Origin of the sequence: Pseudomonas sp. NPDC087358 (assembly GCF_044900785.1) — a bacterium.
Lineage (GTDB): Bacteria > Pseudomonadota > Gammaproteobacteria > Pseudomonadales > Pseudomonadaceae > Aquipseudomonas.
In genome coordinates this window covers 14,242-39,181 of the sequence record NZ_JBJDOA010000008.1, presented here as the reverse complement: position 1 = coordinate 39,181, position 24,940 = coordinate 14,242, and the positions used below count along the sequence as shown (strand labels likewise).

At 61.7% G+C, this 24,940-nt stretch carries 16 protein-coding genes; 7 read left to right on the top strand and 9 right to left on the bottom strand.

Going from position 1 to position 24,940, the window contains the following annotated elements; translation table 11 throughout:
- Window positions 1-93 precede the first annotated feature (93 nt).
- Entirely contained in the window at window positions 94-3,576 is a 3,483-nt protein-coding gene (locus tag ACI2KS_RS19050) for an indolepyruvate ferredoxin oxidoreductase family protein (RefSeq protein WP_404622544.1), read from the top strand.
- Between the two features lie 170 nt (window positions 3,577-3,746).
- Here the strand turns inward: ACI2KS_RS19050 and ACI2KS_RS19045 are convergent, their stop codons facing one another.
- The 7 genes from ACI2KS_RS19045 to ACI2KS_RS19015 all read right to left on the bottom strand — a co-directional run bounded on the left by ACI2KS_RS19045 (window position 3,747) and on the right by ACI2KS_RS19015 (window position 12,793).
- Window positions 3,747-5,708: an acetyl-CoA carboxylase biotin carboxylase subunit gene (locus ACI2KS_RS19045; RefSeq protein ID WP_404622543.1), complete on the bottom strand. Its 1,962-nt coding sequence runs from the start codon at window positions 5,706-5,708 to the stop codon at window positions 3,747-3,749.
- Window positions 5,708-6,526, bottom strand: a complete 819-nt coding sequence (locus tag ACI2KS_RS19040) for a gamma-carboxygeranoyl-CoA hydratase (RefSeq protein WP_404622542.1) — start codon at window positions 6,524-6,526, stop codon at window positions 5,708-5,710. Before ACI2KS_RS19040 ends, ACI2KS_RS19045 begins: the two co-directional genes overlap by 1 nt.
- A 13-nt stretch (window positions 6,527-6,539) precedes the next feature.
- On the bottom strand, window positions 6,540-8,147 hold the full coding sequence (locus ACI2KS_RS19035) for a carboxyl transferase domain-containing protein (protein WP_404622541.1): 1,608 nt from the start codon (window positions 8,145-8,147) through the stop codon (window positions 6,540-6,542).
- A 92-nt stretch (window positions 8,148-8,239) separates the two neighbouring features.
- Window positions 8,240-9,403, bottom strand: coding sequence for an isovaleryl-CoA dehydrogenase (locus ACI2KS_RS19030; RefSeq protein WP_404622540.1), 1,164 nt, complete (start codon window positions 9,401-9,403; stop codon window positions 8,240-8,242).
- Between the two features lie 859 nt (window positions 9,404-10,262).
- Window positions 10,263-11,162: a hydroxymethylglutaryl-CoA lyase gene (locus ACI2KS_RS19025; RefSeq protein WP_404622539.1), complete on the bottom strand. Its 900-nt coding sequence runs from the start codon at window positions 11,160-11,162 to the stop codon at window positions 10,263-10,265.
- Between the two features lie 51 nt (window positions 11,163-11,213).
- Complete coding sequence (locus ACI2KS_RS19020) at window positions 11,214-11,597, bottom strand: MerR family DNA-binding transcriptional regulator (protein WP_404622538.1); 384 nt, start codon at window positions 11,595-11,597, stop codon at window positions 11,214-11,216.
- A 248-nt stretch (window positions 11,598-11,845) separates the two neighbouring features.
- On the bottom strand, window positions 11,846-12,793 hold the full coding sequence (locus tag ACI2KS_RS19015) for a LysR family transcriptional regulator (RefSeq protein WP_404622537.1): 948 nt from the start codon (window positions 12,791-12,793) through the stop codon (window positions 11,846-11,848).
- A 156-nt stretch (window positions 12,794-12,949) separates the two neighbouring features.
- Between ACI2KS_RS19015 and ACI2KS_RS19010 the strand changes: the two genes are divergently transcribed.
- The gene (locus ACI2KS_RS19010) at window positions 12,950-14,182 is read left to right on the top strand and encodes an acyl-CoA dehydrogenase (protein ID WP_404622536.1); all 1,233 of its coding nucleotides are present in this window, start codon (window positions 12,950-12,952) and stop codon (window positions 14,180-14,182) included.
- A 100-nt stretch (window positions 14,183-14,282) separates the two neighbouring features.
- Here ACI2KS_RS19010 and xthA read toward each other — a convergent pair whose 3' ends face one another.
- Window positions 14,283-15,095 carry an exodeoxyribonuclease III gene (gene xthA, locus ACI2KS_RS19005; RefSeq protein ID WP_404622535.1) on the bottom strand — a complete coding sequence of 271 codons (813 nt, stop codon included), beginning with the start codon at window positions 15,093-15,095 and terminating at the stop codon, window positions 14,283-14,285.
- 214 nt (window positions 15,096-15,309) lie between these two features.
- On the opposite strand from xthA, the gene ACI2KS_RS19000 reads away from it, so the two are divergent.
- From ACI2KS_RS19000 to ACI2KS_RS18990, 3 genes are all read left to right on the top strand, one after another.
- Window positions 15,310-15,960: a GNAT family N-acetyltransferase gene (locus tag ACI2KS_RS19000; RefSeq protein WP_404622534.1), complete on the top strand. Its 651-nt coding sequence runs from the start codon at window positions 15,310-15,312 to the stop codon at window positions 15,958-15,960.
- 67 nt (window positions 15,961-16,027) lie between these two features.
- On the top strand, window positions 16,028-17,758 hold the full coding sequence (locus tag ACI2KS_RS18995; protein ID WP_404622533.1) for an autotransporter assembly complex family protein: 1,731 nt from the start codon (window positions 16,028-16,030) through the stop codon (window positions 17,756-17,758).
- A gap of 5 nt (window positions 17,759-17,763) precedes the next feature.
- Complete coding sequence (locus ACI2KS_RS18990; RefSeq protein ID WP_404622532.1) at window positions 17,764-21,447, top strand: translocation/assembly module TamB domain-containing protein; 3,684 nt, start codon at window positions 17,764-17,766, stop codon at window positions 21,445-21,447.
- A 641-nt stretch (window positions 21,448-22,088) separates the two neighbouring features.
- On the opposite strand, the gene ACI2KS_RS18985 is transcribed toward ACI2KS_RS18990, so the two are convergent.
- Complete coding sequence (locus ACI2KS_RS18985) at window positions 22,089-23,084, bottom strand: aldo/keto reductase (protein ID WP_404622531.1); 996 nt, start codon at window positions 23,082-23,084, stop codon at window positions 22,089-22,091.
- A 123-nt stretch (window positions 23,085-23,207) separates the two neighbouring features.
- Between ACI2KS_RS18985 and ACI2KS_RS18980 the strand changes: the two genes are divergently transcribed.
- Window positions 23,208-24,137, top strand: coding sequence for a LysR family transcriptional regulator (locus ACI2KS_RS18980; RefSeq protein WP_404622530.1), 930 nt, complete (start codon window positions 23,208-23,210; stop codon window positions 24,135-24,137).
- Window positions 24,138-24,240: 103 nt separating this feature from the next.
- Window positions 24,241-24,741 carry a thiol peroxidase gene (tpx, locus tag ACI2KS_RS18975; protein ID WP_404622529.1) on the top strand — a complete coding sequence of 167 codons (501 nt, stop codon included), beginning with the start codon at window positions 24,241-24,243 and terminating at the stop codon, window positions 24,739-24,741.
- The last annotated feature ends 199 nt before the right edge of the window (window positions 24,742-24,940 follow it).

Here is a 24,940-nt window from a genome sequence, read left to right as displayed (position 1 = left end):
GGCCACCGAGCAGCCGGCCGATGGCTCATGAGGCCTGCGAGGTTGCTGCTCGCCACATTCAAAACGCACTAATAAAAACAAAGGAGTGCCTGAATGTCTTTGGCTGATATTCGTCTGGACGATAAATACCGACTCGCAACCGGCAACCTGTATCTCACCGGCACTCAGGCGTTGACCCGCCTGCCGATGCTGCAGAAACAGCGCGATGAAGCGCGCGGCCTCAATACCGCCGGTTTCATCTCCGGTTACCGTGGCTCGCCCCTGGGCAATCTGGACAAGAGCCTGTGGGACGCCAAGGATTACCTCCAGCAGAACGCCATTCATTTTCAGCCCGGGGTCAACGAAGAGTTGGCGGCCACCGCGGTCTGGGGCAGTCAGCAGGTCAACCTGTTTCCCCACGGCAAATACGACGGGGTGTTCGCCCTTTGGTACGGCAAGGGGCCGGGCGTGGATCGCTGCGGGGACGTGTTCAAGCACGGCAACTCGGCAGGCGTGGCTGAGAACGGCGGCGTATTGATCCTGGCGGGCGACGATCATGGCTGCAAATCTTCGACCATCGCCCATCAGAGCGAGCACGCCTTCATCGCCTCGATGATCCCGGTGCTCAACCCCAGCAACGTCCAGGAATTGCTCGACTACGGCATCATCGGCTGGGAGCTGTCGCGCTACAGCGGTTGCTGGGTGGCGATGAAAACCATTGCCGAAAACGTCGACTCCTCAGCCGTGGTCGAAGTCGATCCGCTGCGTATCAAGACGCAAATCCCTGACGACTTCCAGCTGCCCGAGGACGGCCTGCACATTCGCTGGCCGGATCCGCCGCTGGCCCAGGAAGCACGCCTGAACACCTACAAGATCTACGCCGCGCGCGCCTTTGCCCGCGCCAACCAACTGAACAAGGTGGTGATCGACTCGCCCCAGCCGCGCCTGGGCATCATCACCACCGGTAAATCGTATCTGGACGTGCGCCAGGCCCTGGAAGAACTGGGAATCGACGAGCAACTGTGCGCATCGGTCGGCATCCGGGTGCTCAAGGTCGGCATGAGCTGGCCGCTGGAGCCGGTGTCGGTGCATGACTTCGCCGAAGGCCTGGACGAGATTCTGGTGGTCGAGGAAAAACGCAGCGTGATCGAGGATCAGCTGACCGGCCAACTGTACAACTGGCCGGTGGAACGACGGCCACGGGTAGTCGGTGAGTTCGACGAGGAAGGCCGCTCTTTGCTGCCGAACTTGGCAGAGTTGACCCCGGCGATGATTGCCCGCGTCATCGCCAAACGCCTGGCCCCGATCTACAGCAGCGCCAGGATCGACGCCCGCCTGCAGTTCCTGCAAGACAAGGAACAGGCCCTGGCGGCCCCGCTGTTCAACACCCAGCGCACCCCGCATTTCTGTTCCGGCTGCCCGCACAACACCTCGACCCGAGTGCCCGAAGGCAGTCGCGCGCTGGCCGGTATCGGCTGTCACTACATGACCATCTGGATGGACCGCGAAACCGAGACCTTTACCCAGATGGGCGGCGAGGGCGTGACCTGGATCGGTCAGGCGCCGTTCACCCAAACCCCTCACGTGTTCCAGAATCTGGGCGACGGTACCTATTTTCACTCGGGGCACTTGGCGCTGCGCGCTGCAGTGGCGTCCAAGGTCAACATCACCTACAAGATCCTCTACAACGATGCGGTGGCCATGACCGGCGGGCAGCCTATCGACGGCATCCTGCGGGTCGATCAGCTCAGCCGCCAGGTGTTCAACGAAGGCGTGATGCGCATTGCGCTGGTTTCCGACGAGCCTGAGAAATATCCGAGCCGCGAGCAGTTCGCGCCGATCACCACCTTCCATCACCGTCGCGACCTGGACAGCGTGCAGCGCGAACTGCGCGAGTTCAAAGGCGTGTCGGTGATCATCTACGATCAGACCTGCGCCACCGAAAAGCGCCGCCGGCGCAAACGCGGGACCCTGCTGGACCTGGATCAACGCGCGATCATCAACCCGGCCGTGTGTGAAGGTTGCGGCGATTGCGGGGTGAAGTCCGGCTGCCTGTCGATTCTGCCCAAGGAAACCGCAGAAGGGCGCAAGCGTGAAATCGACCAGAACGCCTGCAACAAGGACTTCAGCTGTGTCGAGGGCTTCTGTCCAAGCTTCGTCACAGTGCATGGCGGCAAACTGCGCAAGCCACAGCTGCCCAAGCAGAACCAGACATTTGCCCTGTTGCCAGAGCCAACCTTGCCCGGCCTGGATCAGCCATACAACATCCTGCTACCCGGTGTGGGCGGTACCGGCGTGACCACCGTTGGCGCCATGCTGGGCTACGCGGCGAATCTTGAAGGCAAGGGCTGCAGCGTGCTTGATCAAGCCGGTCTGGCGCAGAAATTCGGCCCCGTGGTCAGCCACATTCGCATCGCTGCTCGCCAGCAGGATCTGTTCGCGGTGCGTATTGCCGCCGGTGAGGCGCACCTGTTGCTGGGCTGCGACCTGCTGGTGTCTTCCGGCCCCGATGCGATTGCCAAGCTCAACAGCGCCCGCTCGTATGCCGTGGTCAACAGCCAGCAAACCCCGACGGCCGAGTTCACCCGCAATCCGGACGCGGAATTCCCGGCCGAGGCGATGATGCAGACCATTCGCGAGGCGGTCGGCGATCACAAGACGCATTTCATCCAGGCCACTGACCTGGCGACCCGCCTGATGGGTGACAGCATTGCCAGCAACCTGTTCATGCTCGGCTATGCGTTCCAGATGGGCTTGATCCCATTGACCTCGGCGGCCATTGAAAAGGCCATCGAGCTCAACGGCGTCGCGGTCAATCTGAATCAGCAGGCCTTTCTCTGGGGACGCCGCGCGGCGTTCGATCTGGCGGCTGTGCAAGCGGCAGCCAATCCTCAGGCAGTGGCTGCGCAACCGCAGGAGCTGACTCTGGAACAGCGCCTGGCCACGCATGTGAAGACCCTGGGCGAGTACCAGAACGCCGCTTACGGCGAGCGTTATCTGGCGCTGGTGTACAAGGTTCGCGACGCCGAAACCCGTTTATTCCCCGGTCAGCCGTTGGCATTGACCGAAGCGGTGGCGTTCAACTACTTCAAGCTGCTGGCCTACAAGGATGAGTACGAAGTCGCTCGGCTGTACAGCAATGGCGAGTTCAGCCGCCAGTTGCAAGCGCAGTTCGAAGGCGATTACCGGTTGCAGTTCCACCTGGCACCGTCCTGGCTGGCCAAGCGCGACCCCAACAGCGGTGTCCCGCGCAAACGCAGTTTCGGCCCGTGGATGCTCAAGGCGTTCGATGTGCTGGCGAAGTTCAAATTCCTGCGCGGCACGCCATTCGATCCGTTCGGTCGCAGCCTGGAGCGTCGTCAGGAGCGGGAGCTGATCGACAGTTATGTGGCCGACATCGAGCTGATCATGTCGCACCTGACTGCCGGTAATCGCCACACGGCGCTGAGTCTGGCGCGCTTGCCGGAGCGCATTCGCGGTTACGGCCATGTGAAGGAAAGCGCGATGAAAGCGGCGGCGCTGCAGGCTGGGCGGATGCGTCAGAGCCTGGTCAGCGGGGAAGTGGAGCTGCCGAAGTTGTACGAGGTGGCGGCTTAAATGAAGAAGGGTGTGGGGATGCTTGATCCTCACACCCTTCTTGTTGGGGTTTCCATGTAGCTAACGTAAATCCACTGTAGCCGTGAGCTCGCTCGCGATTGCGCCTGGTCAGCCGGCGCAACACTGTCTGACACTGCAAATCGCGAGCAAGCTCACTCCTACCGGTGGCGTCATTCCTTCAACTCCACCAATACCATTCCCTCACTGACCATCTCGCCTTCGGCGCAATACAGCGCTGCAACCGTACCTGCATGGTTGGCGCGGATGCTGTGCTCCATCTTCATCGCTTCAAGCACCACCAGCGGCGTGCCGGCTTCCACTGGCTGGCCAACCTCGACCAATACCCGCACGATGCTGCCGTTCATGGGGGCGCTGAGGCCGCCCTGATGGGCGTGGCTGGTCTGCACCGCAGCGATCGGATCAACGCGCTTGACCGAATGCAGGTCGCCCGCCCAACGCAGGTACAGGGTCTGGTCGCGCCGAATCGCCACGGTCTGACGCCGCACTCCGGCTTCCTCGATCAGAAGCTGTTCACCGTGCAGTCGGATGTCCGGCTGCTCGGCGCCGCGCAGACGAACAGTGCGACTTTCACCGGCACAGGTAAGCTGCAGATCCACCTCGCTCGGCAACCCCAGACGCAGCCCGCCCGCGCTTGACCACGGCGATTGTGAGTCGTCGTCGCGCACCATCGTCGGGGTGCTCTGCCAGAAGCCTTGCCCTGCCACTTGCCAGAATGCCTCGGACAACGCCTCGACAGGCGGCAACAGGTCGGCCTGATGGCGGCCAATGAAGCCGGTATCCAGCCGGGCGTCGGCAAATGCCGGATGGGCGATGATCCGGCGCAGGAAAGCAAGGTTGGTGCGCACGCCGCCGATGGCAAATTCATCGAGCATGGCCAGCAGCCGCAGACGCGCCTGTTCACGGTCTTCGCCCCAGGCGATCAGCTTGCCCAGCATCGGGTCGTAGAACGGCGATACCTCGTCGCCCTCGGTCACGCCGCTGTCGACGCGGCGTCCCGGACCTGGCGCTGACTCGCGATAGACCTCGAGCGTGCCGGTGGCGGGCAGAAATTCGTTGGCCGGATCCTCGGCGTACAGCCGCACCTCGATCGCATGGCCGTTGAGCGGCACTTGCTCCTGGGTGATCGGCAACGCCTGGCCCTGAGCCACGCGAATCTGCCAGGCCACCAGATCCAGCCCGGTGATTGCCTCGGTGACCGGATGCTCGACCTGCAGGCGCGTATTCATTTCCATGAAAAAGAACTCGCCACGGGCGTCGAGGAGAAACTCGACGGTGCCGGCACCGACGTAACCGATTGCCTGAGCTGCCCGCACGGCCGCTTCGCCCATGGCCCGTCGCAGCTCCAGACTCAAGCCAGGGGCCGGGGCTTCCTCGACCACTTTCTGGTGGCGGCGCTGAATCGAGCAGTCACGTTCGTTCAGATACAGGCAGTGACCGTGCTGGTCGGCGAACACCTGGATCTCGACATGGCGCGGCTCAAGAACGTATTTCTCGACCAACATGCGTGAGTCGCCGAAGGACGACTGTGCCTCGCGTTGCGCCGAGGCCAGCGATTGCGCCAGGTCCTCGTCGCGTTCGACCACCTTCATGCCCTTGCCGCCGCCACCCGCTGCTGCCTTGAGCAGGACCGGATAGCCGATGCGCGCAGCGGCCTCCCGGAAGGTCGCCGCGTCCTGGGCCTCGCCGTGATACCCCGGCACCAGCGGCACCCCGGCGGTTTCCATCAGCGACTTGGCGGCTGACTTGCTACCCATGGCGTCAATGGCCGAGGCGGGCGGTCCGAGGAAAATCAGCCCCGCCTGCGCCACTGCACGGGCAAAACCTGCGTTTTCCGAGAGAAAACCGTAGCCCGGATGAATCGCGTCGGCGCCGCTGCTTATGGCCGCGGCGATCAGCTTGTCGATCTGCAGATAGCTGTCCGCAGCCTTGCTGCCACCCAGATCAACCGCAATGTCGGCCTCGCGCACGTGGCGGGCGTTGTGATCGGTCGCGCTGTGGACGGCAATCGTGGTCAATCCCATGGCCTTGGCCGTGCGCATCACCCGACAGGCGATCTCGCCACGGTTGGCGACGAGCACGGAACGCAAGGCGGTGTTGTTCGGGCCGCTCATCAACGTGATTCTCCATTCTTGTTGTTATCGTCGCGCCAGCTCGGCTCGCGTTTTTCGAGGAAGGCGCGCAGGCCTTCCTGACCCTCGGGGCTGACGCGGATCCGGGCGATCGCGTTTTCGCAATAGCGGCGCACGGCAGGGGTCAGCTCGCCATCTGCGACCTCCCTCAGCAGATCCTTGCTCACGCGCATGGCCTGGGGGCTATTGAGCAACAGGTTGTCGACCCAGTGCTGCACCCGGCGCTCCAGCTCGGAGGCCGGGCAGGATTCGGCCAGCAGACCGATTTCCCGGGCCCGCAGGCCGTCGAAGCGTTCAGCCGTCAGGGCATAGCGACGGGTGTGACGGATACCGATGGCCTGGATCACGAACGGGCTGATTACCGCTGGCGCCAGGCCAATCCTGACCTCCGAAAGGCAGAACTGTGCGTCATCGGTGCCGAGCGCCATGTCGCAGCAACTGATCAGGCCAAGCGCACCGCCATAGGCTGCGCCTTGCACCACCGCCAGCGATGGCAGTTTGAGCCTGGCCAGGGTGTACATCAGCTCGCCCAGTTCGTGGGCGTCGCCCAGATTGGTCTGGTAGTCCAGATTGGCCGACTCTTGCATCCAGGCCAGGTCGGCGCCGGCACTGAAGTGCTTGCCCCGTGCCCGCAGCAGCAGGAACCGCAGGCCTGTATCGCTCTGGACCTGCTGCAGGGCGATGATCAGCTCACGAATCATCCGCGCATTGAAGGCGTTGTTCTTTTCCGGACGATTGAGCCACAGCGTGGCAAACCCGCGGGGGTCACGTTCAAGCTCAAGGGTGTCGAAATCGGTCATGGTCAATCCTCGGTCACATCCGGAACACGCCGAAGCGGGTCTGTTCGATAGGGGCATTGAGCGCAGCGCTGATCGCCAGGGCGAGGATGTCGCGGGTCTGTGCCGGGTCGATCACACCGTCATCCCACAGCCGGGCGCTGGAGTAGTAGGGGTGACCCTGGTGTTCGTACTGGTCGAGAATCGGCTGCTTGAGCGCGCTTTCCTGCTCGGCGCTGAACACCTGGCCGCTGCGCTCTGCCTGCTCGCGCTTGACCTGAGCCAGGACGCCGGCGGCTTGCTCGCCACCCATCACGCCAATCCGCGCGTTGGGCCACATCCACAGGAACCGCGGATCGTAGGCGCGCCCGCACATGCCGTAGTTGCCGGCACCGAAGCTGCCGCCGATGATCACGGTAAACTTCGGCACCCTGGCGCAGGCAACCGCGGTCACCAGCTTGGCGCCATGTTTGGCGATGCCGCCGGCCTCATATTTCTGGCCGACCATGAAACCGGTGATGTTCTGCAAGAACAGCAGCGGTATCCCGCGCTGGCACGCCAGTTCGATGAAGTGCGCGCCTTTTTGCGCGGCCTCGGCGAAGAGGATGCCGTTATTGGCCAGGATCGCGATCGGATAGCCATTCAAGTGTGCGAAACCGCACACCAGCGTGGTGCCGAACAACGCCTTGAATTCATCGAATACCGAGCCGTCGACCAGCCGTGCAATGACCTCGCGTACGTCGAAAGGCTGCTTGGGATCGGCGCAGATCACGCCGTACAGCTCTTCACCGGGATATAGCGGCGCCACCGGCTGGCGAGTCTGCAACTGACCCTGTTTGCGCCAGTTGAGATTGGCGACGCTGCGTCGCGCCAGTGCCAGCGCATGATCGTCGCTGTCGGCGTAGTGATCCGCCACGCCGGAGATCTTGCAGTGCACATCGGCACCGCCCAGGTCTTCGGCGCTGACCACCTCGCCGGTTGCCGCTTTCACCAGCGGCGGGCCGGCGAGAAAGATCGTCGCTTGCTGACGGACCATGATCGCCTCGTCGGCCATGGCCGGCACATAGGCGCCGCCAGCGGTGCAAGAGCCCATGACCACGGCGATCTGCGGGATGCCCTCGGCGCTCATGTTCGCCTGATTAAAGAAGATGCGTCCGAAATGCTCGCGATCCGGGAACACTTCATCCTGGCGCGGCAGGTTGGCGCCGCCCGAGTCCACCAGATAAATACACGGCAGACGATTCTGCTGGGCGATGGTCTGGGCGCGCAGGTGTTTCTTGACCGTCAACGGATAGTACGAGCCGCCTTTGACCGTGGCATCGTTGGCGATGATCATGCATTCCACGCCTTCGACCCGGCCGATACCGGCGATCATGCCGGCAGCCGGGACGTCTTCGCCGTATACCTGGTGGGCGGCCAGCTGGCTGATTTCAAGAAAGGGGGAGCCGCTGTCGAGCAGGCAGTTGATGCGCTCGCGGGGCAGCAGCTTGCCCCGTGAGGTGTGGCGCTCCTGCGCTTTGGCGCCGCCACCCTGATGAACCTTGGCCAGCAGGGTGTGCAAGTCGTCGACCTGTCTGCGCAAGGCTTCGCTGTTACCCAGGAAGTCGGCTGCGCGAGTGTTGAGCTTAGTGTGCAGAATGGCCATGAAAACCTACTCCATCAGTCGCAAGGCAACCAGACTGTGGCCCGGATGCTGTGTCGTTACGTGCGGCTTGTCGTTTGACGCTTGCCGCTGCTTCACCTGGTTTCATTGAACAGCTCGCGACCGATCAGCATGCGACGGATCTCACTGGTTCCGGCGCCGATTTCATAGAGCTTGGCGTCACGCAACAGGCGGCCTGCGGGAAATTCGTTGATGTAGCCGTTGCCGCCGAGAATCTGAATGGCGTCGAGTGCCATCTGGGTCGCGCGCTCGGCGCTGTAGAGGATCACCCCCGCAGCATCCTTGCGCGTGGTTTCGCCGCGCTCGCAGGCCTGTGCCACGGCGTACAGGTAGGCGCGGCTGGCATTGAGTTGGGTGTACATGTCGGCAACCTTGCCCTGGATCAACTGGAACTCGCCGATGCTCTGACCGAACTGCTTGCGGTCGTGGATGTAAGGCAGCACGACGTCCAGACAGGCCTGCATGATCCCGGTGGGCCCGCCGGAGAGCACGACCCGCTCGTAATCCAGCCCGCTCATCAGCACCTTCACGCCGCCATTGAGCGCGCCGAGCAGGTTCTCTTGCGGGACTTCGACGTCGTCGAAAAACAGCTCGCAGGTGTTTGAGCCGCGCATGCCCAGCTTGTCGAACTTGCTGCCACGGGAAAAACCCTTCCAGTCACGCTCGACAATGAAGGCGCTGATGCCGTGAGCGCCCTTTTCCAGATCGGTCTTGGCGTAGATCACATAGGTATGGGCGTCCGGACCGTTGGTGATCCAGGTCTTGCTGCCGTTGAGCACGTAGCGGTCGCCGCGTCTGTCGGCGCGCAGCTTCATCGACACCACATCGGAACCGGCATTGGGTTCGCTCATGGCCAGCGCGCCGATGTGCTCGCCGCTGATCAGCCTTGGCAGGTAGCGGGCTTTCTGCTCGGCGTTGCCATTGCGATTGATCTGGTTGACGCACAGGTTGGAGTGCGCACCGTAGGACAACGCCACGGAGGCCGAGCCGCGGCTGATTTCTTCCATCGCCACCACGTGCGCCAGATAACCCATCCCGGCGCCGCCGTACTGCTCATCGACGGTGATTCCCAGCAGGCCCATTTCACCGAATTTGCGCCACATGTCGGCGGGGAACAGGTTGTCCTGATCGATCTGTGCAGCCCGTGGCGCGATCTCTGCCGCGACAAACGCCTGCACCTGATCGCGCAGCATGTCGATAGTCTCGCCGAGACCGAAATTGAGGGTGGGATAGTTCATGAGCCTGCGTTCCCTTATTGTTTTTGGAGGGCGGTCGGATGGCAATATCTTGCATCACCTTTACGTTAACGTAAACCTGCATAGGTAGGAATGTCAACGGTGATAAGGGAGGGGATGGAGATTCTGCCCGCAGGCAGTGGGGCGAGCTTGCCGGCGATCCGCCGGGGACCGGCAGCCAGCCACGACGACTGGATTGCAGCCGTCTGGCTCCATCGACAGGATTTACCGGCGGTGCCCGCCAGATGGGCGGCCAGCCGGGTTCCCGGGGCCTTGGGGCAGCGGGGGATTCAATAGAAGGGAGTTTTTCCAGACGCCAGACAGCACGAAGGGGAGCCAAGGCTCCCCTCCAAGTTTTTCAGTTGCATGCTCTTTTTTATTTTGAGGTGGCCTGTTGTTGTTTTTGGTAGCCATACCTTTTCATGCTGTTTTGAGCGACCCCCATCCGGGGTCAAGAGCAAACGTATTTTTTTGAGCGCTGATGCTGCTTCGATCTTGCGATCCAACCTGGTCGGGAGCTACCTGAGGGTAGTTTTATTGTTCTCTGCCCGGTCGAGAGGCCTGCGCCTCACAAAGCGATCCACTCCAAAAAAATCTGTTAGCTACGCCTCTGTGCGTGTTGTTCTTGTTATGTCAGAGCCGATACGTCTTGTTTTTATTGGTTTGCTGCAATTTGTTATTTTTGTTGTACGTAAGAGATAGCAGAAGCCATGCCAACTTTGCGAAACCCCCGAAATCCGGGGGTTTGTGGAGAAACCTGCGGTCAGCCTGTCGCTGAAAGGGTGACCAGGTGTTTCCGTGTTACCCGTTTCCATCGCTTCAATGCCCGGCAGGGTAACACTGTGTGACAAGTTGTCGCACATCAGCCCGACAGACGTGCCTTGGCCACACGCGAACCGTTGGCACGGCCCACCACGTCACTGATCCGTTGCCCGGCGGCGATCAACTTGTCCAGGTCAATACCGGTATCAATGCCCAGGCCGTTGAGCATGTACAGCACGTCCTCGGTGGCGACATTGCCGGTGGCGCCCTTCGCGTAAGGGCAGCCACCCAGGCCTGCGACCGAGCTGTCGAACACCTGAATGCCTTCCAGCAGGCTGGCATAAATGTTGGCCAGCGCCTGGCCGTAGGTGTCGTGGAAGTGGCCGGCGAGTTTGCTTCGCGGGATTTGCCCGGCGACGATGTCGAACAACTCGCGCGTCGCTCCCGGCGTGCCGGTGCCGATGGTGTCGCCCAGAGACACTTCGTAACAGCCCAAGGCAATCAACTCATTGGCCACCTCGGCCACTTGCTTTGGCGCAACGACCCCTTCATACGGGCAACCCAGCACGCAGGACACGTACCCGCGCACCTTGATGCCGTGCAAGCGCGCCGCCTCCATGATTGGCAGAAAGCGGTCCAGGCTCTCGCTGATCGAGCAATTGATATTGCGCTGGGAAAACGCCTCGGAGGCAGAGGCGAAAACCGCGACCTCCTTTACACCCGCCGCCAAAGCGTCTTCAAACCCGCGCAGGTTCGGCGCAAGCGCCGCGTAGGTGACATCCGTCGCGCGCTGGATCCCGGCGAAGACCTCAGCCGAGCCTGCCATTTGCGGAACCCACTTTGGCGATACGAAACTTCCGACTTCGATGTAATCAAGGCCTGCGCCGGTCAAATCGTCTACCAGGCGAACCTTGTCGGCCACGCTGATCGGCCGGGCTTCGTTCTGCAGGCCATCGCGGGGGCCGACTTCTACCAGACGTACACGTTGCGGGAGGGGCATGGCAGGTGCTTCCTTGAAGAATTGACTTTGAGTTGTTGTCGTAACCTATTGTTATTTATCAGCATGAACCAACGCCGCTCGGCAACGCTCTTCGGCGGTGTCCAGCTCCAGCTGCATTTGCTGGATGTCCAGTAACTGCTGATCCAGCTGCGCACGGCGTTCGGTAATCTTCGCCAGCATCGTGGTGAGCTGCTTCTGATTGTCCCCGGACGAGTCGTAAAGGCCAATCAGATCGCGGCATTCGGCCAGGGAGAAACCGATGCGTTTGCCGCGCAGAATCAGCTTCAGCGTCACCTTGTCCCGGGCCGTATAAATGCGCTCAAGGCCTCGCCGCTCAGGGCTGATCATGCCTTGTTCTTCATAAAAACGGATGGTGCGCGTGGTGATATCCAGCTCGCGGGCCAGATCGGAAATGCTGTAGGTCAGATTGCTCATGGAGGGCTCGAACGAGGTAAGCGTCGCGCTAACGTACGGCGACCTTGACGTAAACGTCAAGGTGGTTGCGGCATCAGCGGGTATTGATGCGAGGCCAAAGCCGCAAGGTTTCGGCTCGCTGGCATCGGTGATTTATAAGGTGCAGGCGCCAGCAGGCCAGGCTGTGACAGCAGAAACCTGTTCTAGAAATGACATCAAGACCATCTTGAATTAGCACGAGATGTATAGCGTAACCATTTGATTATTAACTATTTAACTGCGTCTTCAAGTTCTTTGCCGAGTTTGCGTTCCTGCGCCGCTACCAGCTGACACAACTCGATGATCTGCTCGCGCATCCAGCGGTTGGCCGGATCCTGATCGGTGCTCTCGTGCCAATACAGGTGCGTTTCAACCGTCGGTACATCGTTGACCGGCAAGTGAACGAAATGCAGGTCGTTGCGACGGGCAAAGCGCTCGGGCACCGTCATGACCATGTCGGTCTGGTGCAGCACCTGAGAGGCCATCAGATAGTGCTGCGAGCGCAGGGCAACCTTGCGCTGGATGCCCATCTTGCCCAGTGCCAGGTCGACATAGCCCAAGCCACTGCGACGACTGGAGATGTGGATATGGGCCACCGACAGGTAGTCATCCAGGCTCAGCGCCTGCCGGCTCGCCAGCGGGTGGCCTTTGCGCATGGCACACACGTACTTGTCTTCCATCAACTTGACATGACGCACTTGCGGGTCGGTGTTCAGCGGCGCGTCGACGGCAAAGTCCAGCCGTCCAGCCGCCAGTTCCTTGGTGGTTTCCCGACGTTTGGACAAAAAGCTCTCGATGGTTACCGCCGGTGCCAGGCGCCGCAGACGCTGGAACAACGCAGGCAGGATGATCGCCTCGGTGAGGTCGGTCATGCTGATACGGTAGTTCTTGTTCGCCTGCAGCGGGTTGAAGATCCGGCTTTCCTGAACCGAGACCCGCAGCAGGGAAAGCGCGTTGCGTACCGGACCGATGATGTTCTGTGCCATGGGCGTGGGCACCATGCCTTGGGCTGTGCGCACGAACAACGGATCATTGAAGGTTTCGCGCAACCGGGCAAGGGCATTGGACACCGCAGGCTGGGTGATGCCGACGATCTGACCGGCGCGGGTCAAGTTGGCTTCGGTGTAGATGGCGTCAAACACAATAAAGAGATTGAGATCGACCTTGCTCAGGTTCATTGCTGTGCGCCTCGTGCTGTTCTTGTTGTTTGGAGATTCGCCGATGATATATCGGTTATGAATGTTAATACACGCCGAGAATAGGTTAGATAAATGGTGATGGCTCATCTAGCATCGCCCCATGACCTGAACAACCTCATCAGAAGGTAGCTGACCATGGATTTCGCTTACTCCCCCAAAGTCCAGGAACTGCGCGAGCGTGTAACCGCGTTCATGGACACTTATGTGTACCCGGCAGAGCCGGTGTTCGAACGCCAGGTGGCCGAAGGGGACCGCTGGCAGCCGACGGCGATCATGGAGCAGCTCAAGGCTCAGGCCAAGGCGCAAGGCCTGTGGAACCTGTTCCTGCCAGAGTCCGAACTGGGCGCCGGCCTGACCAACCTGGAATACGCGCCGCTGGCGGAAATCATGGGCCGTTCATTGCTGGGCCCGGAGCCTTTCAACTGCTCGGCGCCTGACACCGGCAACATGGAGGTGTTGGTCAGGTATGCCAGCGAAAGCCAGAAGCAACAGTGGCTCGAACCCTTGCTGCGCGGTGAGATCCGCTCGGCGTTCGCCATGACCGAACCGGACGTGGCGTCTTCGGACGCGACCAATATGGCGGCCCGTGCCGAACGTGACGGGGATCAATGGGTCATCAACGGGCGCAAATGGTGGACGTCCGGTGCCTGCGATCCGCGCTGCAAGATCATGATCTTCATGGGCCTGAGCAATCCGGACGGGCCCCGTCATCAGCAGCACTCGATGATTCTGGTGCCCACCGACGCACCCGGCGTGAAGATCGTGCGTCCACTGCCGGTGTTCGGCTATGACGATGCGCCCCATGGCCATGCCGAAGTGCTGTTTGAAAACGTGCGGGTGCCGTACGAGAACGTGCTGCTGGGAGAAGGGCGCGGCTTTGAAATTGCGCAGGGTCGTCTGGGGCCTGGGCGCATCCATCATTGCATGCGTTCGATCGGCATGGCCGAGCGTGCGCTGGAGTTGATGTGCAAGCGCTCGGTGCAGCGCACCGCCTTTGGCCGGCCACTGGCGCGTCTGGGCGGCAATATCGACAAGATCGCCGACTCGCGCATGGAAATCGACATGGCCCGCCTGCTCACACTCAAGGCGGCGTACATGATGGACACCGTGGGCAACAAGGTCGCCAGAAGCGAAATCGCCCAGATCAAGGTGGTTGCGCCAAACGTTGCACTGCGGGTCATCGACCGGGCAATCCAGATTCACGGCGGAGCGGGGGTGTCCGGGGATTTCCCGCTGGCTTACATGTACGCCATGCAGCGTACATTGCGCCTGGCCGATGGCCCGGACGAAGTGCACCGCGCGGCGATCGGCAAATTCGAGGTGGGCAAGTACATCCCCAAGGAGATGCTGCGCAGCGAGCATCACTGATTCGGGACGCGTATGAGCCTCTAGCGATCCGGCTTGCCGGTGGTCAGGTTGCTAACGCCGCCAGGCCGGACTGCTGAACAGGGTCGGGTATCAGCGCTGTTCAGCTCAACTCCAGCCAGATCGGCGCGTGATCCGAAGGCTTTTCCATCGCGCGCAGATCGTAATCCACACCTGCTGCCTTGATGCGTGGTTGCAGGCCATGGGAGGCCATGATCAGATCGATTCGCAGCCCACGCTTGGGCGCATCTTCGAAACCACGGCTGCGATAATCGAACCAGCTGAACTGATCGATCACTTCCGGGTACAGGTGGCGGAAGCTGTCGACAAGCCCCCAGTTCTTGAGCTTTGCCAGCCATTCGCGTTCTTCCGGCAGGAAGCTGCACTTGCCGGTTTTCAGCCAGCGCTTGGCGTTGTCCGGGCCGATGCCGATGTCGCTGTCCTCCGGGGAGATGTTCACATCGCCCATGACCACCAGCGCCTGGTCGTTGCTGAAGCGGGTTTCCAGCAACTGTTGAAGGTCGGCATAGAACTTGGTTTTGGCCGGGAACTTGGTGGGGTGATCACGGCTTTCACCCTGTGGGAAATAGCCGTTCATGATCGTCACCGGCAGGCCATTGCGATCGGCGAACGTGCCCCAGATGAAGCGCTTCTGGGCTTCTTCATCGTCGCTGTCGAAACCCTTGTGCAGGTCCAGAGGCGGCTGGCGTGACAGCAGCGCGACGCCGTAGTGACCTTTCTGACCATGGAAGTGGACGTGGTAACCCAGCGCCTCGATCTCGGCCTGGGGAAACTGCTCGTCCGACACCTTGGTTTCCTGCAAGCCGATGACGTCGGGCTGGTGCTTTTCAATCAGCGCCGCCAGTTGATGCGGGCGGGCGCGCAGGCCGTTGATGTTGAAAGACACAATTTTCATAGACGGCAGTCCTGGCAAAAAACAAACCGCGATGCTAGCTGACCTGTCTGGCGACGGCCAGCGCCATGGCCCGATCTCGGTAGCCGAAGTGCCTGCTACGCTGTCAGAAGTGCCTGAAACTTCGCCGGAACTGTCTTGAGCGCTGCTACTCGAACGCTTGACACCGCGAACCCGTCCGACTGCGTCGGGTCGTCATCGAAAGGGATACGATCACATGTCTGAACCCACCCATGCATCGGCCGACATCCGTCAGCTGGACAGTGGCTATTCCCGCGAAGCACGCTCTTTGCTGTACCACGCCTATCGCCACGAACCAAGCTTTGCCTATCTGTTCGAGTCTGGCCGTTCCGGGTATGAACAACGGGTCAGAGCAACGATTCGCGAGCTGGTCAAACAGCATTTCCTGCAGGATCTGCCAGCGCTGGGGCTGTTCGTCGAGGACCGTCTGGTGGGTGTGGCCCTGATCGCACCGCCGCAGCGCCGACTGGGCATCACCGAAAGCTGGGCATGGCGGTTGCGCATGGTCATGAGCACGGGCCTGCGCTGCACCCAGCGCTATCTGGAGTATTACCAGGCGGTCCTCGCCTGTCTGCCGTCCGACGCCGTTCACGTGCTGCCGCTTTTTGGTGTTCACCCTGAATTTCAGGGCCAGCACTACGGTGAACAACTGTTGCAGGCGCTGCACGACTGGTGCGCGGTGGATGAGCATTCCCAGGGCATCGTGCTGGACACCGGCAATGACCACTACCTGGCGTTCTACAGACGACAGGGCTATGAGGAAATCGGCGAGGTGGCTGTAGGGCCTGTCCGGGAGCATGTGTTTTTTCATCCCAATCCCCAGGTTTCATTGGCTTCCATGGCTTGACCGCGGAAAACTTCTCCATTCTTGCGGGTTCCAGCCGTACCCGCCGCTCGTGTTAGCATCCGCGCCTATGAAGTTTCCCGGTCGATTTACCAGTGGTTTTCTCCTGATGTTCTCCAGCTGTGCAGCGTTCGCCGATGCGCAGCTGGATGTACGGATCAAACCTTCCAACTCAGCGCTCAAATCCAACATTGAAGGGTACGTGGGCAGTCTTGGCGAGCGCGACGAACAGGCGCTGGAGCGATTCAGCGTGGGCGCCATCGAGCAGGCGCAGAAGGCCGCCCAGGCCCTGGGCTACTACCAGGCGCAGATCGACAGTGAGGTCAAGCGCACCGACAAGGATCTGCACCTGATCCTCAAGGTGCAGGCGGGAGAACCTGTGCACTTGCGCAACGTGGTGGTGCGCGTCGAGGGACCCGCCAGTCAGCTCAAGGCATTCCGCGTGCCCAAGGGCGACGCCCTCAAGTCCGGCGCCGTGCTCAACCATGGCCATTACGAGGATGCCAAGCGACTGATCCAGAACCAGGCCGCGCGCTACGGCTTTTTCAATGGCCGCTTCGTCACCCAACGTCTTTCCATCGATCCGCGCGCCGGTGTTGCCGACATCGAGCTGGTCTACGACAGCGGGCCGCGTTATTCGCTAGGCAAAGTAACGTTCAGTGGCGACGCGCCGTTTGACGAGGACCTGCTGCGGCGCATGGTGCCCTTCAAGGAGGACACCCCCTATGACTCCGAGCTGATCGCCGAACTCAATCAGGCGATGCAGTCCAGTGGCTATTTCGAAGGTGTACGGGTCGATGCGTCACCGACCTCGGCGCAAGCGCAGATCATCCCCGTCGTGGTCCAGCTGCAAACCCGCAAGCCCCGCACCATGGGCCTGGGGGTCGGCTATTCGACCGACGTCGGCCCGCGGGTCAAGGCCAACTGGACCCGTCACTGGGTCAACCCACAAGGCCACAGTTATGGCGCGGAAGCCGAAGTGTCCGCGCCACGGCAAAACGTTGGCCTGTTCTACGACATCCCGCTGGACCCACCCTTGACCGACAAGCTGCGCTTTGCCGGCGGCTACCAGTACGAAGAAATCGCCGACACCGACAGCCTCAGCAAGCTGTTGACCGTCGGGCCCGAATGGCACAGCAAGCTGCCCAGTGGCTGGGAGCGAGTGATTTCCCTGAAATGGCAACGCGAAGAGTACCGGCTGGGTAACGACGCCGGTTTGAGTACCTTGTTGATGCCGGGTGTCAGTTATTCCTATTTGCGCAGCGACAACCGGATCGACCCGCACCATGGCTATCGCCTGCAGTTCGATACCCAGGTGGCCAAAGAGGGCCTGGGCTCGGACGCCAACCTGGTGCATGGCACCGTTCTGCTCAAGGGTCTGACCACCGTGGCGCAGAACCATCGGTTCCTGGGGCGGGTGCAGGTTGGCGGCAGCGCCACCAATGGATACAAGTCGATTCCGCCATCGCTGCGCTTCTTTGCCGGGGGCGACCAGAGCGTGCGCGGTTATGACTATCAGTCGCTGTCCCCGGAAAACTCCGATGGCGACAAGATCGGCGGCCGCTACATGGTTGCCGGCAGTGCCGAATACCAGTACTCGATCGCCGAGAAGTGGCGCGTGGCGGCGTTCGTCGATCAGGGCAACTCATTCAATTCCCTGGAGCTGCCGAGCCTGAAAACCGGTGTCGGTATCGGCATTCGCTGGGTTTCACCCGTGGGACCGTTGCGCCTGGATCTGGCTCACGCCCTGGATGACGATGGCGGTATTCGTCTGCACTTCTCGATGGGGCCTGAACTGTGACGGGTATGGCAGTGGCAAAACGTATTTCGGCCATTGTGGCCATTACCCTGTTGACGCTGGTGGTTCTGATCGTCGTCGCACTGGGTTCGCTGCTGGGCACCGAGTCAGGCAGCCGCTGGGCGCTGGCGCGCGTGCCAGGGTTGCAGGTGCTGAACTTCTCCGGCCACCTGGGCGGTCAATGGCAGGCTGACTCGCTGATCTGGCAGCAGGGGCAAACCAGGGTTGAAGTGGATGCCCCGGTCTTCGCCTGGTCGCCGTCATGCCTGACCCGGATGACCCTGTGTATCGACACCTTGCAAAGCGGCGACATCCGTTTGCAGCTTGCGCCGTCTGACGGCGAGCAAAGCAGCGGACCGATCACGCTGCCCAACCTCAAGCTGCCCTTGGCCATCGAACTGGGCCGGGTGCAGGTTGCCAGCCTGCATCTGCAGGGGACCGAGCAACTGCGCGACTTGCAGCTGGCGGCGCACTGGACGGCGGACGGCCTGAAAATCGATTCGGTTCACGCCCGGCGCGATGACATCGTGCTCGATCTCGACGGCCTGCTCAAACCGGTTGACGACTGGCCGCTGACGGCTCAGGGCAAGATCAAGCTGCCCGATATAAGCGGTCAGCCGTTGTCGCTGGCGCTGAACGTCGATGGCGACCTGCTCAAGACCCTCAACCTCAGCGCGCAGACCAGTGGCTACCTCGAGGCGAAGCTGGTGGGTCAGCTGCAGCCCCTTGCGCCGAACCTGCCCGCGCAGGTGACGATGACCAGCGAGCAATTCAGGCCCAGCGTCGATCTGCCCGACACCTTGCAACTCAATCAGCTGACCCTCGATGCCAGGGGCGACCTTGCGCAGGGTTATGCCATTGCCGGCAACGCCACCCTGCCTGCCGAACAGGGTCCGGTGGCGCTTGCCCTGAAGGGCCGAGTGGATGCCAACGGCGCACAGGTCTCTGCGCTGGACCTGACCGCCAACGATGCGCAGCGGCTGAAACTCAACGGCCAGGTAAACTGGCAGAAGGGCTTGACCGCCGAGGCGAAAATCGACTGGCTGGACTTCCCTTGGCACCGTCTTTATCCGCAGGTGGATGAACCCCAGGTCAGCATTCATACCTTCAAAGCTGAGGTTTCCTACACCGACGGCAAGTACCTGGGTAATTTCGCCGGCGACTTCAAAGGCCCGGCCGGGCCATTCAGCCTGCAAAGTCCGTTCAGTGGCGATCTGCAGCAGGTCTTTCTGCCTCAGCTGGAGTTGGCTGCCGGGCAGGGCAAGGCCAGCGGACACTTGAATCTGCAGTTTGCCGATGGCATCGCCTGGGACACCGCGCTGGACCTGAGCGCCATCGACCCCGCGTTCTGGGTCGCCGAGCTTCCGGGCTCATTGGCCGGGCCCTTGCGCAGCAAAGGCGCGTTCAAGAACCAGCAGCTGAACCTCAGTGCCGATCTGGATCTCAAGGGCCGCTTGCGCGGTCAGCCAGCGGTCCTGCAGGCCAAAGCCGACGGTGTGGGAGACAAATGGACACTGAACACGCTGGATGTGCGCCTGGGCGATAACCGCGTACAGGGAAGCGGCAGCCTGCAGCAAAAGCTGGCCGGGCAACTGCAGCTCGATCTGCCGCGGCTTGGTCAGCTGTGGCCGCGCCTGCAAGGTCAGGCCAAAGGGCGCCTGGATCTGGCCGGTACGCTGCAAGCGCCGCAAGGACAACTGACCCTGCAAGGGGGACAACTGGCGTACGACAGCAACAGGCTGCAAAGCCTGAATCTGGCCGCCAGACTGGACAGCGCCCAACGTGCCAGCGTAGACCTCAAGGCCAGCGGGATTCAGGCCGGCGATACGGCGCTGGGCACGCTGAGCGTCAATGGCCAAGGTGACATCAAGGGCCAGCAGGTCAAGCTTGACCTGCAGGGGCCTCTGCTCAAACTTGCGCTGGCACTGGATGGCAATCTGGACAAGGGTAACTGGCGCGGCCGTCTGGCCAGCGGCGATATCCAGACCGGCGGCCAGGACTGGAAGCTGCAGCAGCCCGCCCGGCTGGAACGCCTGGCCGACGGCAAGATCAACTTCGGCGCCCATTGCTGGATGTCCGGACCGGCCAGCCTGTGCGGCGAGGACCAGCGTCTGATGCCTGACCCGCGCCTGCGCTATCACCTCAAGCAGTTCCCGCTGGACAGCCTGGCGCAGTGGCTGCCCAAGGATTTCGCCTGGAAGGGAATGCTCAACGCCGACGTGCAGCTGGATCTGCCTGCGGCGGGCCCCAACGGCCAAGTGGTGATCGACGCCAGCGGCGGCACCTTGAGGGTCAGGGACAAGAACCAGTGGCTGGACTTCCCGTACCAGACGCTGAAGATGACCAGCAGCCTGACGCCGAAGAAAGTCGACACCAGCCTTGATTTTCGGGGTGGGAAGCTGGGCCAGCTGCTGGCTCGACTGAGCATTGACCCCATGGGCAGGAACAAACCGGTCAACGGTGAGTTCAGCCTCAGCGGCCTGGATGTTTCCGTGGCCCGCCCGTTCTTGCCCATGGTCGAGAAACTCAACGGCAAACTCAACGGCAACGGACGCATCTCCGGTGACCTGCTGGCACCGCAAGTCAACGGCAACGTGGTGTTGAGCGATGGTGAGGTATCCGGGCCGGAACTACCGGTGAGCCTGGAAAAACTCAACGTGCAAGCCATGATTGCCGGCGAGAACGTCCAGCTCAAAGGCGACTGGAGCAGCGGTCCTGCGGGGCAGGGTAGCCTCGCCGGGCATATCGGCTGGGCGCAGGCGCTCGACGTGGACCTCAGCCTGCGCGGCGCTCGCCTGCCGATCACGGTGGAGCCCTACGCCAAACTTGAAGCCGCCCCCGACCTGAAGATCACCTTGCAAGGTGAGCGCCTGGCGGTATCGGGCAAAGTGCTGATTCCAAAAGGTGAAATCACTGTGCGGGAGCTGCCACCGTCGACGGTCAAGGTGTCCGACGACACCATCATCATCGGCGCGCAGACCAAGGCGGGCAAAGCGCCTATGGCGATTGCCATGGACGTCGACGTCGAAGTCGGGCAGGAAAAACTCAGTTTCACCGGCTTTGGTCTGAGCGCCAATCTGGCCGGTCATGTCCACATCGGCGACAACCTCGACACTCGCGGCGAGTTGAATCTCAACGATGGTCGCTACCGGGCCTACGGCCAGCGCCTGACGATCCGCAAGGCGCGGCTGTTGTTCGCAGGTCCCGTGGATCAGCCGTATCTGGACATTGAAGCCATCCGCCAGACCGACGACGTGATTGCCGGGATCCGCCTGAGCGGCAGCGCCGAGCAGCCGACCACCACGGTGTTTTCGGAGCCTGCCATGAGCCAGGAGCAAGCACTCTCCTATCTGGTGTTGGGCCGCCCCTTGAGCACCAATGGTGAAGACAACAACATGGTGGCTCAGGCGGCGCTGGCATTGGGGCTGGCAGGTGGGTCGTCAACCGCAGGCAAACTGGCCTCGGGCCTGGGCATCAAGGATTTCGACCTGGACACCTCGGGCAGCGGCGACAAGACCGCCGTGGTGGCCAGCGGCAAGATCACCGACAAACTGAGCCTGCGCTACGGCGTGGGAGTGTTCGAGCCAGCCAACACCATCGCCTTGCGCTACCTGCTGAGCAAAAAGGTGTACCTGGAGGCGGCGGGCGGAGTGGCCAGTTCGCTGGATATATTCTACAAGCGCGACTTTTGAGGGAATGCCCCGGGGCGTGTCAGATACGCCGCGGGGCCTGCTGGCGCTTCGTTCCAGATCGTCCGGATGCGCCCCAGAGACAAGCCCCGCTCCCACGCCCTTCGGGCAAAAGCGGGTCGGTGCTAATGCCCCACGCCCTCCGGGCAGCAGCGGGCCGACGTCGGCTGCCTCACCGCTTTTGATTCTGTCCGAAGGGCGTGGGAGCCTGACTTGTCGGCGATCGGCTGCGCAGCAGTCGTACAATCGGGCGACGCGGAGCATCAGGCAGACCGCGTACACAGGTTTGGCTGCCGCTTCGCGCCAGATCGCGGGACAAGACACGCTCCCACGCCCTCCGGGCAGAAGCGGGTCGATGCTAATGCCCCACGCCCTTCGGGCAGAAGCGGGTCGGTGCTAATGCCCCACGCCCTCCGAGCAGCAACGGGCCGACGTCGGCTGCCTCAGCGCTTTTGATTCTGTCCGAAGGGCGTGGGAGCCCGACTTGTCGGCGATCGGCTGCGCAGCAGTCGTACAATCGGGCGACGCGGAGCATCAGGCAGACCGCATACACAGGTTTGGCTGGCGCTTCGTTCCAGATCGTCCGGATGCGCCCCAGAGACAAGCTCCGCTCCCACGCCCTTCGGGCAGAAGCGGTGGCGATGTCAGCCGTTGACCAGCTTCATCGCCGCTTCGGTATACCGTCCCCCGGCCACTGCTGCCACCGGAAACAGGTCCTTGAGCGCCTGCAGTTCGCCCGCGCTGAGCTGCACATCCAGCGCCGCCACGTTCTCCTGCAGATACTTGCGCTGTTTGGTACCGGGAATCGGAATCACGTCATCGCCCTGCGCCAACACCCAGGCCAATGCCAGTTGCCCGGCCGTGACGCCTTTGTCCGCCGCCAGTTGCTGGACCTTTTCCACCAACAGCAGGTTCTTTGCAAAGTTTTCGCCCTGAAAACGCGGGCTGCTGCGGCGGTAGTCGTCTGCGGCGAAATCTTCAGGGCTTTTCAGCGTGCCGGTCAGAAAGCCTCGCCCCAGCGGACTGTAGGGCACAAACGCGATGCCCAGACGGCGACACGTCTGCAGCACGCCGTTTTCTTCAGGCTCACGACTCCATAGCGAGTACTCGGTCTGCAAGGCCGCGATCGGATGAACCTTGTGCGCGCGCTCCAGCGTTGCTGCCGATGCCTCGCTAAGTCCCAGATAGCGCACCTTGCCCGCCTTGACCAGCTCAGCCATCGCGCCAACGGACTCTTCAATGGCGATGTTCGGATCGATGCGGTGCTGGTAATACAGGTCCAGGGTGTCGATCTTCAACCGCTTCAACGTACCCTCGATGGCTGTCCGAATGTATTGCGGGCTGCCGTTCACGCCACGGGCAGCCGCATCCCCGGGTGTTCGCACAATGCCGAACTTGCTGGCGATGAAAGCCTGCTCGCGCTTGCCGGACAAGGCCTTGCCCAGCAGCTCTTCATTGGTGTGAGGACCGTACATGTCAGCGGTATCGAACAAGGTGACACCCATCTCCAGCGCACGATGCACCGTGGCGATGGCTTCCTGCGGATCGCCGCCTGTGGTGTAGAAATCGGTCATGCCCATGCAGCCAAGGCCCATTGCCGAAACCTGAGGACCGTTGTTGCCCAGTTGTCGCGTTTGCATGATGGCTTCCTTCTTGGAATTAAGACCCGCCCATTGTTGCCTCTCGACACAATCGCGATAAACCGGCTAAAAGTACTTTCACTATTCGTTTATTCTGAATAATCCACCTGCTCTGGAGCCCCGATGGATCGATTCAACGCCATGCGCGCCTTCGCTCGGATTGTCGAACTGGGCGGTTTCGGCAAGGCCGCTGACAGCCTGCACATGCCTCGGGCCTCGGTGACGGTGCTGATCAAACAGCTGGAAGCGCATCTGGGCACGCAATTGTTGCTGCGCACCACGCGGCATGTCACACCGACACTGGACGGGCAGGCCTACTATCAGCGTTGCGTCAGCCTGCTCAACGAACTGGACGATACCGAGTCGGCGTTTTCCTCGGTGGCCAAGGACCCCGAAGGCATGCTGCGTATCGACATGCCGTCCGGGTTCGGTCGTTTGATCATCATGCCGTCGCTGCCGGAGTTCACCGGGCGTTATCCGCGACTGGAGATGGAGGTGGGCATGACTGACCGGCCGGTTGACCTGATTCGTGAAGGGTTCGACTGCGTCATCCGCGGCGGCCAGCCCCTGGATCACTCGCTGGTCGCGCGGCCGCTGGCGCAGATGCGCCAGGTGGTCTGCGCCAGCCGTAGCTATCTGGAGCTGCACGGCACGCCGCTGACGGTTGCTGATCTGGCGCGACACAAAGTCATCGAGTATTTTTCCTCAAGCTCCAATAAACGCTACGGGCTGGAATTCGTCATCGACGGCACCACGCAGGAACTGAACCTGCCCAAGACGCTGGCGACCAACAGCGCCGATGGCTATCTTGCGGCGTGCAGTGCCGGGTATGGCCTGGTGCAGACACCGTACTACCATGTCGCCGAGCTGCTGCGCCGGGGCGAGTTGATCGAAGTGCTCGGCGACTGCCCGCAGCCCAGACTGCCATTGACCGCGCTGTACCCGGCGCATCGGCAGATGTCGCGGCGGGTGAGGGTGTTCGTCGACTGGCTGGTGGATTTGTGCGCACGCCCCGGGCTGCTGGAAAAACCGCCTGCGGCGCACCCAGCCTGACAACAAATTCGTTTCGCCCCGTAGGTCGGCCATTGGTTTCGTGGTTAACTTGCGGGTTTGCAGTCAACCAGAACCCCGCATCTTCAGAATAAGGATTCAGCTCATGGCTCAAGTGACTCGTAGAGGCTCCCCGGTACAAATCAGCGGCGAATTGCCAAAGGTCGGCAGTCAGGCTCCGGCCTTCAAACTGGTCGGCGGTGATCTGGCTGATGTAACGCTGGAAACCTTCGCCGGCAAGCGCAAGGTGCTGAACATTTTCCCGAGCGTCGACACCCCGACCTGCGCCACCTCGGTGCGCAAATTCAATGCCCAGGCCAACGACCTGAACAACGCCGTGGTGTTGTGCATCTCCGCCGACCTGCCGTTCGCCCAGGCGCGTTTCTGTGGCGCCGAAGGCCTGGAAAACGTCAAGAACCTGTCCACCATGCGCGGCGCAGAGTTCATGCAAGACTACGGCGTGGCCATCGCTGACGGCCCCATGGTCGGTCTGACTACCCGCGCAGTCGTGGTCCTGGACGAAAACAATAACGTCCTGCACAGCGAACTGGTTCCGGAGATCGGCCAGGAGCCGAACTACGAAGCTGCTCTGGCAGTGCTCAACTAAGTTGGCCGTTGCGTATTGTCAGACATCACGCTGCAATACATGGCAACACAAAACGGCCTGACTCGATCAGGCCGTTTTTATTTGCACTTCAGCACCTTACCCAAGTAGGCACTAGGTAAATTGCCGGTAAAGGCTCTTTGCTTGGCAGGTAACTATGCTTATTGTTCAGCCTCCCGAAGACGCTCACGCGCACACTGGT